Origin of the sequence: Kitasatospora sp. NPDC056327, assembly GCF_042261735.1 — a bacterium.
Classification (GTDB): Bacteria; Actinomycetota; Actinomycetes; order Streptomycetales; family Streptomycetaceae; genus Kitasatospora.
The window spans coordinates 1-13172 of sequence record NZ_JBHJRC010000236.1; the positions used below are offsets into that span (position 1 = coordinate 1).

Annotated in this window: 13 protein-coding genes; 8 read left to right on the forward strand and 5 right to left on the reverse strand. The window is 74.3% G+C overall.

Annotated features, from left to right (window positions below; translation table 11 throughout):
• The first annotated feature begins 373 nt into the window (after nt 1-373).
• On the forward strand, nt 374-1237 hold the full coding sequence (locus ACFCX4_RS27295; RefSeq protein ID WP_376147638.1) for a helix-turn-helix domain-containing protein: 864 nt from the start codon (nt 374-376) through the stop codon (nt 1235-1237).
• Nucleotides 1234-1443 carry a DUF397 domain-containing protein gene (locus ACFCX4_RS27300; protein WP_376147641.1) on the forward strand — a complete coding sequence of 70 codons (210 nt, stop codon included), beginning with the start codon at nt 1234-1236 and terminating at the stop codon, nt 1441-1443. Before ACFCX4_RS27295 ends, ACFCX4_RS27300 begins: the two co-directional genes overlap by 4 nt.
• 194 nt (nt 1444-1637) lie before the next feature.
• Here ACFCX4_RS27300 and ACFCX4_RS27305 read toward each other — a convergent pair whose 3' ends face one another.
• The gene (locus tag ACFCX4_RS27305) at nt 1638-2753 is read right to left on the reverse strand and encodes an ADP-ribosylglycohydrolase family protein (RefSeq protein ID WP_376147644.1); all 1116 of its coding nucleotides are present in this window, start codon (nt 2751-2753) and stop codon (nt 1638-1640) included.
• Nucleotides 2754-2939: 186 nt separating this feature from the next.
• Complete coding sequence (locus ACFCX4_RS27310; protein WP_376147647.1) at nt 2940-5528, reverse strand: bifunctional FO biosynthesis protein CofGH; 2589 nt, start codon at nt 5526-5528, stop codon at nt 2940-2942.
• A 188-nt stretch (nt 5529-5716) separates the two neighbouring features.
• Between ACFCX4_RS27310 and ACFCX4_RS27315 the strand changes: the two genes are divergently transcribed.
• From ACFCX4_RS27315 to ACFCX4_RS27325, 3 genes are read left to right on the forward strand one after another with little or no spacing between them, the layout of a single operon-like run.
• Nucleotides 5717-6973, forward strand: a complete 1257-nt coding sequence (locus ACFCX4_RS27315) for an outer membrane lipoprotein carrier protein LolA (RefSeq protein ID WP_376147650.1) — start codon at nt 5717-5719, stop codon at nt 6971-6973.
• Between the two features lie 56 nt (nt 6974-7029).
• Entirely contained in the window at nt 7030-8055 is a 1026-nt protein-coding gene (locus ACFCX4_RS27320) for an ABC transporter ATP-binding protein (protein ID WP_376147653.1), read from the forward strand.
• On the forward strand, nt 8042-8926 hold the full coding sequence (locus tag ACFCX4_RS27325; protein WP_376147656.1) for an ABC transporter permease: 885 nt from the start codon (nt 8042-8044) through the stop codon (nt 8924-8926). Before ACFCX4_RS27320 ends, ACFCX4_RS27325 begins: the two co-directional genes overlap by 14 nt.
• Here ACFCX4_RS27325 and rarD read toward each other — a convergent pair.
• On the reverse strand, nt 8916-9932 hold the full coding sequence (gene rarD, locus ACFCX4_RS27330) for an EamA family transporter RarD (protein WP_376147659.1): 1017 nt from the start codon (nt 9930-9932) through the stop codon (nt 8916-8918). The two genes, ACFCX4_RS27325 and rarD, sit on opposite strands and share 11 nt — an antisense overlap.
• 190 nt (nt 9933-10122) lie before the next feature.
• Nucleotides 10123-10974 carry an SDR family oxidoreductase gene (locus tag ACFCX4_RS27335; protein WP_376147662.1) on the reverse strand — a complete coding sequence of 284 codons (852 nt, stop codon included), beginning with the start codon at nt 10972-10974 and terminating at the stop codon, nt 10123-10125.
• Nucleotides 10975-11088: 114 nt separating this feature from the next.
• On the opposite strand from ACFCX4_RS27335, the gene ACFCX4_RS27340 reads away from it, so the two are divergent.
• Entirely contained in the window at nt 11089-11493 is a 405-nt protein-coding gene (locus tag ACFCX4_RS27340; RefSeq protein WP_376147674.1) for a winged helix-turn-helix transcriptional regulator, read from the forward strand.
• A 73-nt stretch (nt 11494-11566) separates the two neighbouring features.
• On the opposite strand, the gene ACFCX4_RS27345 is transcribed toward ACFCX4_RS27340, so the two are convergent.
• Nucleotides 11567-12361, reverse strand: a complete 795-nt coding sequence (locus tag ACFCX4_RS27345; RefSeq protein WP_376147665.1) for a TetR/AcrR family transcriptional regulator — start codon at nt 12359-12361, stop codon at nt 11567-11569.
• Nucleotides 12362-12405: 44 nt separating this feature from the next.
• On the opposite strand from ACFCX4_RS27345, the gene ACFCX4_RS27350 reads away from it, so the two are divergent.
• Both ACFCX4_RS27350 and ACFCX4_RS27355 read left to right on the forward strand, forming a co-directional pair.
• Nucleotides 12406-12606: a DUF6011 domain-containing protein gene (locus tag ACFCX4_RS27350; RefSeq protein ID WP_376147668.1), complete on the forward strand. Its 201-nt coding sequence runs from the start codon at nt 12406-12408 to the stop codon at nt 12604-12606.
• Between the two features lie 118 nt (nt 12607-12724).
• Complete coding sequence (locus ACFCX4_RS27355) at nt 12725-13108, forward strand: VOC family protein (RefSeq protein ID WP_376147671.1); 384 nt, start codon at nt 12725-12727, stop codon at nt 13106-13108.
• Nucleotides 13109-13172: the final 64 nt, after the last annotated feature.

The following is a 13172-nucleotide window of genomic DNA, read 5'->3' on the forward strand; positions in this document are numbered from 1 at the left end:
CGACGGAAGTCGCCGGGCGACCGCCCCTCCGGCGTCCCCCGGAACGGTCCGGCCCCCACCCGGACCCCTCGGCCGAATACCGCCCCCGCACGTGCCACCAGCACCTGTACCACCCCGGGCCGCACCCGCACCACGTCCGTCCCGCCGTCACAGCACCACCGGACCGGGCCGTGGCGCCCCTACCACTTCGGGGTGTCCGCTGTCTCGCCGAAGCGCTTTTCCGATGATCTGTTCTACTGCGCTCCGGTGAATTCCCGGCGCCGACCTGATCCGGGGTGACATGCTGCTCAACGTCAGGGGGTTGATCCAGATTTCCACCGTGTTCCGAGGACTTCCGTTCCAACGATCACCAGAGGTCCGACCGGAGGCCGACGTGTCCGCGAACATCAATCCCACGGTGCGGCGCCGGCGCCTCGGCGCGGAGCTGCGCAAGCTCCGCGACCAGGCCGGGATGACCGCCGAGGAGGTCGCCGGCCGCCTGATGGTCTCCCAGTCCAAGATCAGCCGACTGGAGAACGGCCGCCGCAGCATCAGCCAGCGCGACGTCCGCGACCTGTGCGACGTCTACAACGTGGCCGACGACTCGATGCGGGCCAGCCTGATGGAGATGGCCCGGGAGTCCCGGCAGCGCGGCTGGTGGCACGACTTCAACGACATGCCCACCCCCTACAGCGTCTACATCGGGCTGGAGGCCGAGGCCTCCTCGATCCGCGCCTACGAGTCCTCCTTCGTACCCGGGCTGCTGCAGACCGAGCAGTACGCGCAGGCCGTGGTGGAGGGCACCCAGCCGGACACCGACGCGCTCTCCGTCCAGCGCCGGGTCCAGGTCCGGATGAAGCGTCAGGACCGGGTCAACGGCGAGAATCAGCTGGGCAGCCTCTGGACGGTGATAGACGAGGCGGTGCTGCGCCGGGAGGTCGGCAGCAAGGAGGTGATGGCCCACCAGCTGAAGCACATGCTGGAGCTGAGCCAGCGCCCCAACATCACCATCCAGGTCATCCCGTTCTCGCACGGAGCCCACCCCGGCATGACCGGGACATTCTCCCTGCTGGAGTTCCCGGAGTCAGCCGATTCGACGGTTGTCTACTTCGAAGGGGTGACGAGCGATCTCTACCTGGAGAAGGAGGCCGACGTGCGCCGCTATACCAGTCTCTACGACCACCTGCGGGCGGCCGCGCTCGGGGTGGCGGAGACCCGCTCACTGATAGCCGACATTGAAGAGGGATACCACCGATGAGCACCACCTTCGAGAACGGGACGACCTGGCACAAGAGCAGTCACAGCGGCGGCAACGGCGCCTGTGTGGAGATCCGGGTTCCGGCCGCCGACCTGGTGGCGGTCCGTGACTCCAAGGACCCGGAGGGGCCGCACCTGCGGTTCTCCGCCGAGGCCTGGAACGCGTTCGCCGCCGCCGCCGGTGCCGGAGCGTTCGGCGGGTTCTGATCCCCGGCCGTACCGCTCTCGGCCAGGTGCCCGTAGCGGTGTCCGTCGCCCTCCCCGGGCGGCGGGCACCGCTACGGGCATCTGTGCGTCCGGCGACATGCCCCCGTCAATCGAACGGCGGGGCTCGAACGGCTCCGGCCCCGGTGATCCGCCCCGGCCTGTCCCGGCCCGGCCTGTCCCGCCCCGGTGCTGCCTCAGCCGAGCACCGGGTAGCGCGCCGCCCAGGCCGTGCCCTCCGGGGTGTCCGGGCTGTGCAGCTCGGACCCGTGCATCAGCTCCAGCACGAAGTCGTCGGCCAGCTCCAGCACCGCCCCGCGCCCTTCCAGCCCGGCGACGAGCCCGGGCGGCAGCGCGGTGTCGCCGTGCAGCACACCGAGCAGGTTCCCGCAGATCGCCCCGGTCGAGTCGCTGTCCCCCGAGTGGTTCACCGCCAGCAGCAGCCCGGACCGCACGTCGTGCGCGACCAGCGCGCAGTACACCCCGATCGCCAGCGCCTCCTCGGCGACCCAGCCCTCCCCCAGCGCCTCGACCCGCTCGGCGGACGGCTCCCCCGCCCGCACCGCGTCCAGCGCCGCCCGCAGCGCCGCCGTGGTCTCCTCGTGCGCCGGCCGCTCGGAGAGCAGCGCGAGCGCCAGGTGCACCCCCTCCTCCAGGGTGCCGCCGCGGGCCGCGGTCTGGACGATCACCGCCAGCGCCCCGGCCGAGAGGTAGCCGCTGGGGTGGCCGTGGGTCAGCACCGAGCACTCCACCGCCAGCTGGAAGACCAGGCCGGGCTCCCAGGTGGTCAGCAGTCCGAACGGCGCCGCCCGCATCACCGTGCCGCAGCCCTTGGAGTGCGGGTTCTTCGGCGTCTCCAGGGTGCCCAGCCGCTCGGCGTCCGGCCCGGAGAGCCCGGAGAGACAGGCCTGCCCCGGCGCGCGCTGCGCGTACAGCCACTCCTCGCGGCCCAGCCAGCCGAGGTCGGCCCGCCGCTCGTCCGGGCCCCAGTCCCGCTGGGTGGCCGCCCAGCGCAGATAGGCGCGGTGGACGTCGGTCGGCGGGTGCCAGCTCCCGGTGTCCCGGCGGATGTGCGCCCGTATCAGCCCGTCCAGGGTGAACAGCACCATCTGGGTGTCGTCGGTGACGGCGCCGAGCCGCCCGTACGCGGGGACGTAGCCGGTGACGCCGAGCGGGCCGTGCGCCGCGCGGATCTTCTCCAGCGACTCGAACTCGATGCCCGCGCCGAGCGCGTCCCCGATCGCCCCGCCCAGCAGACACCCGCGCACCCGGCTGCGGAAGTCCTGCTGCTGGGCGCGTGACCACAGTGGCATCACGACGGGCGCCTTTCGTCCGGGTTCGGGCGGGGTCGCGCGACGCACGGCCGGTCGCGCGCCCTCGCACTGTATTCGAATGCCCGAACGGCACGGCAGGGTTCCCGCTCCACCGGATCGCCACCCGCTGTTCGGCGGCCCGACCCGCTCCCCGGGTTCCACGGACCCGGGGAGCCCGCCGCCGGCTCAGTCGACGAGCGGCAGCAGCGCCGGGAGGTGGCCGTCCGAGGCCAGCGCGGCGGCCAGCCGCTCGGCCGGGACCTCGCCGTAGGTGGTGGTGCGCTGCCGGTGCGGGCGTCCGGCCGCCTCGGCGATCGCCCGCAGCTCCCGGACCGACTTGTAGCTGCCGTACGCCGAGCCGGCCATCCGCGAGATGGTCTCCTCCATCAGCGTGCCGCCCAGGTCGTTGGCGCCGGAGCGGAGCATCTCGGCCGCGCCCTCCGCGCCCAGCTTCACCCAGCTGGTCTGGACGTTGCGGATGTGCGGGTGCAGCAGCAGCCGCGCCATCGCCACCACGGCCCGGTTCTCCCGCGCGGTCGGGCCCGGCCGGGCGATGCCGGCCAGGTAGACCGGGGCGTTGGTGTGGATGAACGGCAGCGTCACGAACTCGGTGAAACCACCGGTGCGCTGCTGGATCTCCGCGAGCAGCCGCAGGTGGCCCACCCAGTGCTTCGGGGTGTCCACGTGCCCGTACATCATCGTGGACGAGGAGCGGATGCCCAGCTCGTGCGCGGTGCTGACGACCTCCACCCAGGTGGCGGCCGGCAGCTTGCCCTTGGTGAGCACCCAGCGGACCTCGTCGTCGAGGATCTCGGCGGCCGTGCCCGGGATGCTGTCCAGGCCCGCCTCCTGCGCCCGCTGCAGCCACTCCCGGATCGACAGACCGGTCCGGGTGGCGCCGTTGACCACCTCCATCGGCGAGAAGGCGTGCACGTGGATCCCGGGGACCCGCTCCTTCACCGCGCGCGCGATGTCGAAGTAGGCGGTGCCGGGCAGGTCGGGGTGGATGCCGCCCTGCATGCAGACCTCGGTGGCGCCGACCTCCCAGGCCTGGGCCGCCCGGTCGGCGACCTGCTCCAGCGAGAGGCTGTAGGCGTCCGCGTCGGTGCGGCGCTGGGCGAAGGCGCAGAACCGGCAGCCGGTGTAGCAGACGTTGGTGAAGTTGATGTTCCGGGTGACGCAGTAGGTGACCTCGTCGCCGACCGCGTCGCGGCGCACCGCGTCGGCGATCCGGCACAGCGCGTCCAGCGCCGGGCCGTCCGCCTGGAACAGCGTCAGCGCCTGCTCGTCGGTGAGCCGGACCGGATCGTCGGCGGCCACCGCGAGGGCGGCCCGGACCTCGGCGTCCAGCCGCTCCGGGGCGCCGGCCGGTCCGGGGACGGCCGAGGCGGCCTGCTCGCGCAGCACCTCCCAGTCGCCGTAGACGTCCTCGAAGTCGGCCCGCCGGTCGCCGGTGCGGCCCTCGGTGTCGATGGTGCTGTGCAGGTCGGTCCGGCCGTACGGGGCCGGCAGGTCCTCCGGCTCCTGCCAGGGGTGCCCGGTGACCACGGCGTCGGGGCGGGCCAGCCCGGTCGCGGGGTCGGCCAGTGCCCGCACGTGCGGCAGCACCCGGGGGTCCAGCCAGGGCTCGCCGTGCCGGACGTACTCGGGGTAGACCGCGAGCCGCTCCCGCAGCTCGAAGCCGGCCTCCGCCGAGTGCTCGGCCAGCCTTTCGATCTGCGGCCAGGGGCGCTCGGGGTTGACGTGGTCGGGCGTCAGCGGGGAGACGCCGCCCCAGTCGTCGATGCCGGCCCCGATCAGCCGCGCGTACTCGCCGTCCACCAGGTTCGGCGGGGCCTGCAGACAGGCCGACGGGCCCATGATGTGCCGGGCCACCGCGACGGTGGCGACCAGCTCGTCCAGCTCCGCGTCCGGCATGCCGCGCATCGCGGTGTCCGGCTTGGCGCGGAAGTTCTGCAGGATCAGCTCCTGGATGCCGTGGTAGGCCCGGGAGACCCGGCGCAGCGCGAACAGCGATTCGGCGCGCTCCTCGTGGGTCTCGCCGATGCCGATCAGCAGCCCGCTGGTGAACGGCACCGAGCTGCGTCCGGCGTCCTCCAGCACCCGGAGCCGGACGGCCGGCTCCTTGTCGGGCGAGCCGTGGTGCGGGCCGCCGGGCTCGCTCCACAGCCGGGTGGCGGTGGTCTCCAGCATCATGCCCATCGAGGCGGAGACCGGCTTCAGCCGCTGGAAGTCCGTCCAGCTCAGCACCCCCGGGTTGAGGTGCGGCAGCAGCCCGGTCTCCTCCAGGATGCGGATCGACATCGCCCGGACGTAGGCGACGGTGTCGTCGTAGCCGTGCGCGTCCAGCCACTCGCGGGCCTCCGGCCAGCGGTCCTCGGGCTTGTCGCCGAGCGTGATGAGCGCTTCCTTGCAGCCGAGGGCGGCACCCCGGCGGGCGACCTCCAGCACCTCGTCCGGGGACATGAACATCCCGTGGCCCGCCCTGCGGAGCCTGCCGGGAACGGTCACGAAGGTGCAGTAGTGGCACTTGTCCCGGCAGAGCCGGGTGAGCGGGATGAACACACTTCTGGAGTAGGTGATGACGCCCGGCCGGCCGACCGCCGCCAGGCCCGCGTCCCGCACCCGCGCGGCGCTCGCGCACAGGTCGCGCAGGTCCTCGCCCCTCGCCCGGAGGAGCACCGCCGCCTCGGCCGCGTCCAGTGCGACACCGTCCCGGGCCCGGCGCAGGGCACGCCGCATCGCGTTGGCGGTCGGGATGTTGGTTGCGTCCATGCCGCGACCCTACGCCAGTTCGCGTACCCTCCTCGTGCGTTCGGAGGAGGCGACCCTGAGGCGGGGTCAGGGTCGTCTGCGCCACGAGGTCGAGCCCGATCCAACCCTGCAGGGCGATGACGCGCACCGCTCCGGGCCGTCTAATGGAGACCCAGGGACACTCGGTCACCGACGGAGGGGTTGGACGGATGACGGACGACAGGGCGACCGCGGGCGGCGGCCCGGCGGACGAGTGGCAGGGCACGGCTCCCCACCGGTCGCGCCGGCGCACCCTGGTGCGCGTGGCGGTGCCGCTGGCGGTCACGGCCGCGATCGGCGCCGGGGTGGGGCTGGTGCCGGCTCTGGCGGACACCTCGCCGCCGGAGCTGCCCGCGCTGACGGCGGAGCAGCTGGTGGCCAAGGCGCTCGGCTCGCAGGCCGGGACGCTCTCCGGCACGGTGTCGGTCTCGGCCGACCTCGGGGTGCCGAGCCAGCTGCTGGGCGCCGCGGCCGGTGGTCTCGGCGGCGGGCAGGGGGGCCGCGAGGACCGCTCGTCGGGTGCCGGCCCCGGGGCGAAGCTCGCCGGTCTGCTCGGCGGCGAGCACACCCTGCGGGTCGCGGTGGACGGTCCGGACCGGCAGCGGATCGGTCTGTTGGAGAAGCTCGCCGGGTACGAGCTGATCCGCAACGGCGACCAGGTCTGGGCCTGGGACAGCGGCAGCAACGAGGCCGTGCACCTGACCGCGCCCGCCCGCCCGGACGCCGCGGACGGCCACCGGGCCCCGTTGACCGGGGTTCCGGCCACCCCGCAGGAGGCGGCCCGGCAGTTCCTGACGGCGGGCGCGGAGTCCACCGCCGTCACCGTGGACGGCACCGCGAACGTCGCCGGGCAGAAGGCCTACCGGCTGAGCGTGAAGCCCACCCGGCCCGGCTCGACGATCGGCGAGGTGCGGATCGCGCTGGCCGCCGACAACGGGGTGCCGCTGTCGGTCGTGGTCAGGGGCGCGGACGGCGGCACGGTGCTGGACGTCCACTTCACCGACGTCTCGTTCGCCAAGCCGGCCGCGAAGACCTTCGAGTTCAGCGTGCCCAAGGGCGCCAAGGTGACGGAGCACGCGCCGTCCGGCGCGCCCGGGACCGGGACGGCCCCCGAGGAGGCCCGGACCGCGGCCGCGGGCCTGAACCTGATCGGCGAGGGCTGGACGACCGTGCTCTCCACGAAGCTGCCGACGGACGACGTGTTCGTCCCGGCCGAGGGCAGGGGCCCGCGCGGCAAGGGCGGCCACGGCCCGGGCGGCGGCGGCGCGCAGAACCCGCTCTCGCTGGTCAAGTCGCTGGGCAAGCCGGTCGACGGGGGCTCGCTGATCAGCACCAAGGTGCTGAACGTGCTGATCACCGACGACGGCCGGGTCTTCGCGGGCGCGGTGACGCTGCCGGTGCTGCAGAGTGCGGCCGGGGTGAAGTAGTGACGAGGGCTTCCGTAACGGGGGACGTTACGGAGCCGGCCGGGGGGCCGGGTGCGGTGACGCGCCCGGCCCCCGGTGCCGCTTCGGCCTCCCGCCCGTCCGCCCCCGCGTCCGGGTCCGCGCCCGCGGCCGGGGCCGGCTCGGACGACGTGATCAGGACCAGGGGTCTGACCAAGCGCTTCCGCGGCGGCCAGCTCGCCGTCGACGGGCTGGACCTCGCCGTTCCCCGGGGTTCGGTCTTCGGCTTCCTCGGCCCCAACGGCTCCGGCAAGACCACCACCATCCGGATGCTGATGGGTCTGATCGCCCCCAGCAGCGGGGTGGCGACGGTGCTCGGCGAGCCGATGCCGCGGTCGGTGGCCTCGGTGCTGCCCCGGGTCGGCGCGCTGATCGAGGGGCCCGCGCTGTACGGCTTCCTCTCCGGCCGGGACAACCTGACCCGGTTCGACGCGGCCGACCCGACCGCCGACCCGGGGACCCGGCGGCAGCGGGTCGAGGCGGCGCTGGACCGGGTCGGCCTGACCGCCGCGGCCGGCAAGAAGGCGCGCGCCTACTCGCTGGGCATGAAGCAGCGGCTCGGCCTGGCCTCGGCGCTGCTCCGGCCCCGTGAGCTGCTCGTCCTGGACGAGCCCACCAACGGCCTGGACCCGCAGGGCATGCGGGAGATCCGGGCGCTGGTGCGGGAGGTCGCGGCCGAGGGCACCACGGTCTTCCTCTCCTCGCACCTCCTGGACGAGATCGAGCAGGTCTGCACGCACGCCGCGGTGATGTCCCGCGGCCGGCTGCTGGTGCAGGGCACCGTCGCCGAGCTGGCCGCCCGGGCCCGGGGCCGGCTGGTGGTGCGCACCCCGGACACCCACCGGGCCGGCGAGGTGCTGCTCGCCCACGCGGTCACCGAGGTGCGGATCGGCGACGGCCGGGTGGACGGCGAGGTCGGCGCCCTGGCCGAGGACGCGCTGCCCGGGCTCTGCGCGGCGCTGGTCGCGGCCGAGGTGCGGATCCTCGGCTTCGGCGTGGAGCGGGGCACGTTGGAGGACGCCTTCGTGGCGCTGACCGGGGAGGGCTTCGATGTCGCGGGCTGAGGCGGTGCCGGCGGTCGCGGCCCCGGCGCACGGGCGGCGGCCGCGGACGGCGGCCGGGTTCCTGGCGCTGTTCCGCAACGAGCTGGTGCTGACGTTCCGCCGGATGCGGACCATCGTGCTGCTGGGGATCCTGGCGGTGCTGCCGGTCCTGATCGGCGTGGTGGTGCGGATCGAGACGGACGGACCGCGCGGCGGCGAAGGCCCGGCGTTCATCGCCCAGGTCACCCAGAACGGTCTGTTCCTGGTGTTCACGGCGCTGGCCGTGGCACTGCCGATCTTCCTGCCGATGACGGTCGGGGTGGTCGCCGGGGACTCGGTGGCCGGCGAGGCCGCCACCGGGACCCTGCGCTACCTGCTGGTGGCACCGGCCGGGCGGACCAGGCTGCTGGCCGCCAAGTTCACCGCCGGGCTGGTGTTCTGCCTGGCGGCGACGGTGACCGTCGCGCTGGCCGCGGTGATCACCGGCACGGCGCTGTTCCCGGTCGGCGACGTCACGCTGATCTCCGGCGAGACCATCGGCCTGGGCCCGGCCCTGGTGCGGGCGGTGCTGGTGGCCGCGGTGGTGGCCGCCTCGCTGGCCGGGCTGGTCGCGATCGGCCTGTTCGTCTCGACGCTCACCGGCAGCGGCATCGCGGCGATGGCGGCCACCGTCGGACTGGTGATCACGGTGCAGATCCTGGACAGCTTCCCGCAGCTGCACGCGATCCAGCCGTTCCTCTTCACGCACCACTGGCTCACCTTCGGCGACCTGCTGCGGGAGCCGATGTACTGGGACGGGGTGCTGAAGAACCTCGGGCTGCAGGCCGCCTACGTGGCGGTGTTCGGCTCGGCGGCCTGGTCGCGGTTCACCGCGCGGGACATCACCGCCTGACCGGCACCGGGCCGGCGGGCGGGGCGTCGGCCGGCCCGGTGGCCACGGTGCCGGCGGGCCCGGCGGACGCGGCGGCCGTCCGGGCACGGGCGGCCGCCCGGTCGGCCCGGACCCGCCGCAGCGCGTCCCAGGTGAGCACCGCGAGCGCCGCCCACACCAGGGCGAAGCCGGCCCAGCGGGCGGGCGGCATCGACTCGTGGAAGACGGCGATGCCGATCAGGAACTGGAACACCGGCGCCAGGTACTGCAGCAGCCCGAGCACGCTCAGCGGCACCCGGACGGCGGCCGCGCCGAAGCAGAGCAGCGGGACGGCGGTGATCACCCCGCTGAGCACCAGCAACCCGGTGTGCCCCCAGCCGTACTCGCCGGCCACGGTGTGCCCGAAGGTGCCCCGGCCGGTGAACTCCAGGTACACCAGGTAGCCGAGGGCGAAGGGGAACATGAAGGCGCTCTCCGCGGCCAGGCTCTCCAGCCCGCTCAGCCCGACCTTCTTCTTCAGCAGCCCGTAGGTGGCGAAGGAGAGCGCCAGGGTCAGCGCGATCCACGGCAGCCGTCCGTAGCCGATGGTCAGCACCGCCACGGCGGCCGCGCCGACGCCCACCGCCGCCCACTGGGCCCGGCGCAGCCGCTCCTTGAGCACCAGCACGCCGAAGGCGATGGTCACCAGCGGGTTGATGAAGTAGCCGAGGCTGGTCTCCACCACGTGCCCGGCGTTGACGCCCCAGATGTAGACGCCCCAGTTGACCGATATCACCGCGGCGGCGCCGCCCAGCATGGCGAGCCGGCGGGGCTGGCGCAGCAGCGGGCGGATCCAGCCCCAGTGGCGCTGGACGATCAGCAGCAGGGTGACCGCGACCAGGGACCAGACCATCCGGTTGGCCAGGATGTCGTCGGCGGCGCCGGGCTCCAGCAGCGGCCAGAAGAGCGGGAAGAGCCCCCACATGCCGTAGGCGGCGAAGCCGTACCAGAGGCCCCGTCCGGCCTCCTGCTGGGTCGTCTCTGGCATGGACCGTCTGCCCTCCGCGCGCACGAGTGTCGAGCCGACGGTAGCGGGCGCGGAGGCGGCTGTCATCTCCTAATTCGGTTTTTGGTCATGACATGACCCGGAGCGGAACGCGCGGCACCGCCCGCGACGGGGGCGTCGCGGGCGGTGCGGGTGCTGCGGGGCCGGGAACCGGAGCCCGGGGACCCGGGGCTCAGGCGCCCAGGGCGGCCCGCACGCTGTCGGCCAGCGGAACGGTCGGGCGGCCGATCAGCCGGGCCAGGTCGCCCGGGGTGCCGGCCAGCTCGCCGCGCGCGATGCCGGCGTCGACGTCGACCAGGATGTCCGCGAAGCCCTCCGGCAGACCGGCGCCGACCAGGATCTCCCGGTGCCCGGCCGGGGTCACCTCACGGAACCCGACCGGCCTGCCCGAGACCAGGGCCAGCTCGGCGGCCAGCTCCGGCAGGCTCCAGGCCGCGTCGCCGCTGAGCTCGTAGACCGCGCCCTCGTGGCCCTCGCCGGTGAGCACGGCGACCGCCGCGTCGGCGTAGTCACCGCGCGGGGCGGTGGCGATCCGGCCCTCCGGGCCGGCGCTGCCGACCACCACGCCGCGCTCGACCGTGCCGGCCGCGTCGCCCAGGTAGTTCTCGGTGTACCAGCCGTTGCGGAGCAGGGCGAAGGGCAGCCCGGACTCCCGGATGACGGCCTCGGTGGCCTTGTGCTCGTCGGCCAGCCGGAAGGTGGCCGCGCCCGGCGCGCTGGTGTAGGCGAGCAGCGCGACCCCGGCGGCCCGGGCGGCCTCGACCACCGCGGTGTGCTGCGGGATCCGGCTGCCGACCTCGCTGCCCGAGATCAGCAGCACCCGGTCGCCCGGGGCGAAGGCGCCCGCCAGGCTCTCCGGACGGTCGTAGTCGGCGACCCGGACGGTCACCCCGCGCTCGGCGAGACCGGCGGCCTTCCCCGCGGAGCGGACCACCACCGCCACCTCGCTCGCGGGGACCTTGGCCAGCAGGCCCTCGACGACGAGGCGGCCGAGCTGTCCGGTGGCTCCGGTGACGACGTACATGCTGCTGCTCCCTGGGTGGTTGTCCGTTGAACTTCCGGCTTCACCACTCACCCTAGGGGCAGCACTAACCTTTCGAAAGTACGCACCTAAAAGTATGGTACTGACATGCAGGTAATGAAGACCGCGTCCCCCACCCCCTCCGGCGCCCCCGCCGGACCGCTGCCGCCGCCGGACGTCTTCGACCGGATGTGCCCGTCCCGGGGCGTGCTGGAACACGTCACCAGTCGCTGGGGCGTCCTGGTCCTGGGGGCGCTGCACGAACGCGGCTACCGGTTCAGCGAGCTGCGCCGGCGGATCACCGGGGTGAGCGAGAAGATGCTCGCCCAGACGCTGCAGACCCTGGAGCGCGACGGCTTCGTGCTGCGCGAGGCCCACCCGGTCATCCCGCCCCGGGTCGACTACAGTCTGACCCCGCTCGGCCGGGAGGCCGCCCGGCTGGTCGCCGAACTGGCGCACTGGACCGAGGAGCGCGTCCCCGTCGTCCTGGCCGCACGCGACGAGTACGACGCGCGGCGGTAGCGCGGGGGCGCGGCGGTGCGGGGCCGCGCCGCACCGCCGGGCCCGCGCCTCACCACCGGGCCAACGGGGCGCCTCAGGGCGCTCCCCCCGGATCCTCCCCGCCGTTCTCCGCGACCAGGGCGGCGAGACCGTCCAGCACCCGGGCCAGCCCGAAGGCGTAGGCGTGGTCCGGGTCGTACGCGCCGCCGTGCGCCTCGCCGGCGGCGCTGCCGACCCTGGCCGCCACCGGGTAGCGCTCGGCGTCGAAGACCCGGGCGAGCAGTCCGGCGTTGGCGGCCCACCACTGGGCGTCGGTGAGCGCGCTCTCCTGCTGCACGGCGCGGGCGTCCGCCGCCATCCGGGCGCAGGTCGCCACGAAGCCCAGCAGGTGGGTCAGCGCGGCGTCCAGCTCGACGTCCGGGAGCCCGCTGCCCTCCAGGGCGCGCAGCTCGTACTCGTACTTGGCCATCAGGCCCGGCCCGAGCGGCGGGCGGCTGGTGGCGACCGCGACCGCCCACGGGTGGGTCCGGTGGAGGAGGCGGTTGTCCTCGGCGACGGCGGCGGCGCGGGCCCGCCAGCCGTCGCCCTCCGGGGCGCTGCGGGGCATCGCCGCGTAGACGGTGTCCAGCATCAGGTCGAGCAGCTCGGCCTTGCCCGGCACATAGGTGTAGAGCGCCATCGGCGAGACGCCGAGCTCCTGCGCGACCCGCCGCATGGTCACGGCCTCCACGCCCTCGGCGTCCGCGAGGGCGATCGCGGCGGCGGCGATCTCCGCCGGGGACTTCGCCTGCCGGGGCCCGCGGCGGCCGGGCTTCTCCTGCGCCGACTCGCCCCAGAGCAGCGCGAGCGTGCGCGCCGGGTCCCCGGCGCTGCTGCGGTCACTGGCCATGGCTCCGATCCTTTCACGCCCGCCGCGCCGGTACGGTCGGGACCATGACCGCCGCCGACCCCGACCCGCTGCCGGGCACCGACACCCGCGAGGCCGTCCGCCCCCGGGTCACCTGCCGCCGCTGCCACCGCCCGCTGCACGATCCGGAGTCGCGGATCCTGCGCCTGGGCCCCGAGTGCCGCGATCCGGCCGAGCGCGTCGCCCGCCACGAGGTCGACCAGGAGCCGCTGCCCGGGCTGGACTGAGCCGGGCCGGGCCGGACGAACCCCACCGCACTGTGACCGGGATCACTGTTCCCTGATTCTCCGTACTGCGTATAGTGTACTGCGTACGGGATAGTCGCCGACGAAAGGGTCATCAGGCATGCAGATCACTTCTTCCGCCGTTTCGCTCACCGTCGAGGACGTCGGGGCGTCCGCGTCGTTCCTGCGGGAGCACTTCGGGTTCGCCGAGCAGATGGCGGCGGAGGGGTTCGTCTCGCTCGGGCACGGGAGCGCCGGGATGAACGTGGTGTTCCTCGCGCGCGGGATCGAGGTCCTGCCCGAGGACGTCCGCGACCAGGTCGCCGCCGGGCTCGTCCTGGCGTTCGTGGTCGCCGACGTGGCCGCCGAGGAGGCCCGGCTGCGGGCCGCCGGGGTGCCGGTCACCATGGAGCTCCGCGAGGAGCCGTGGGGCGAGAGGCTCTTCCAGGTCACCGACCCGAACGGGGTCGTGATCCAGCTGGTGGAGTGGGCCGCGCGGCAGTAGCCGCACGGCGGCCGTACCGGGGCGGTGACGCCCCGACGGCGGGGGCCCCCCCCCCGGGGGTGGC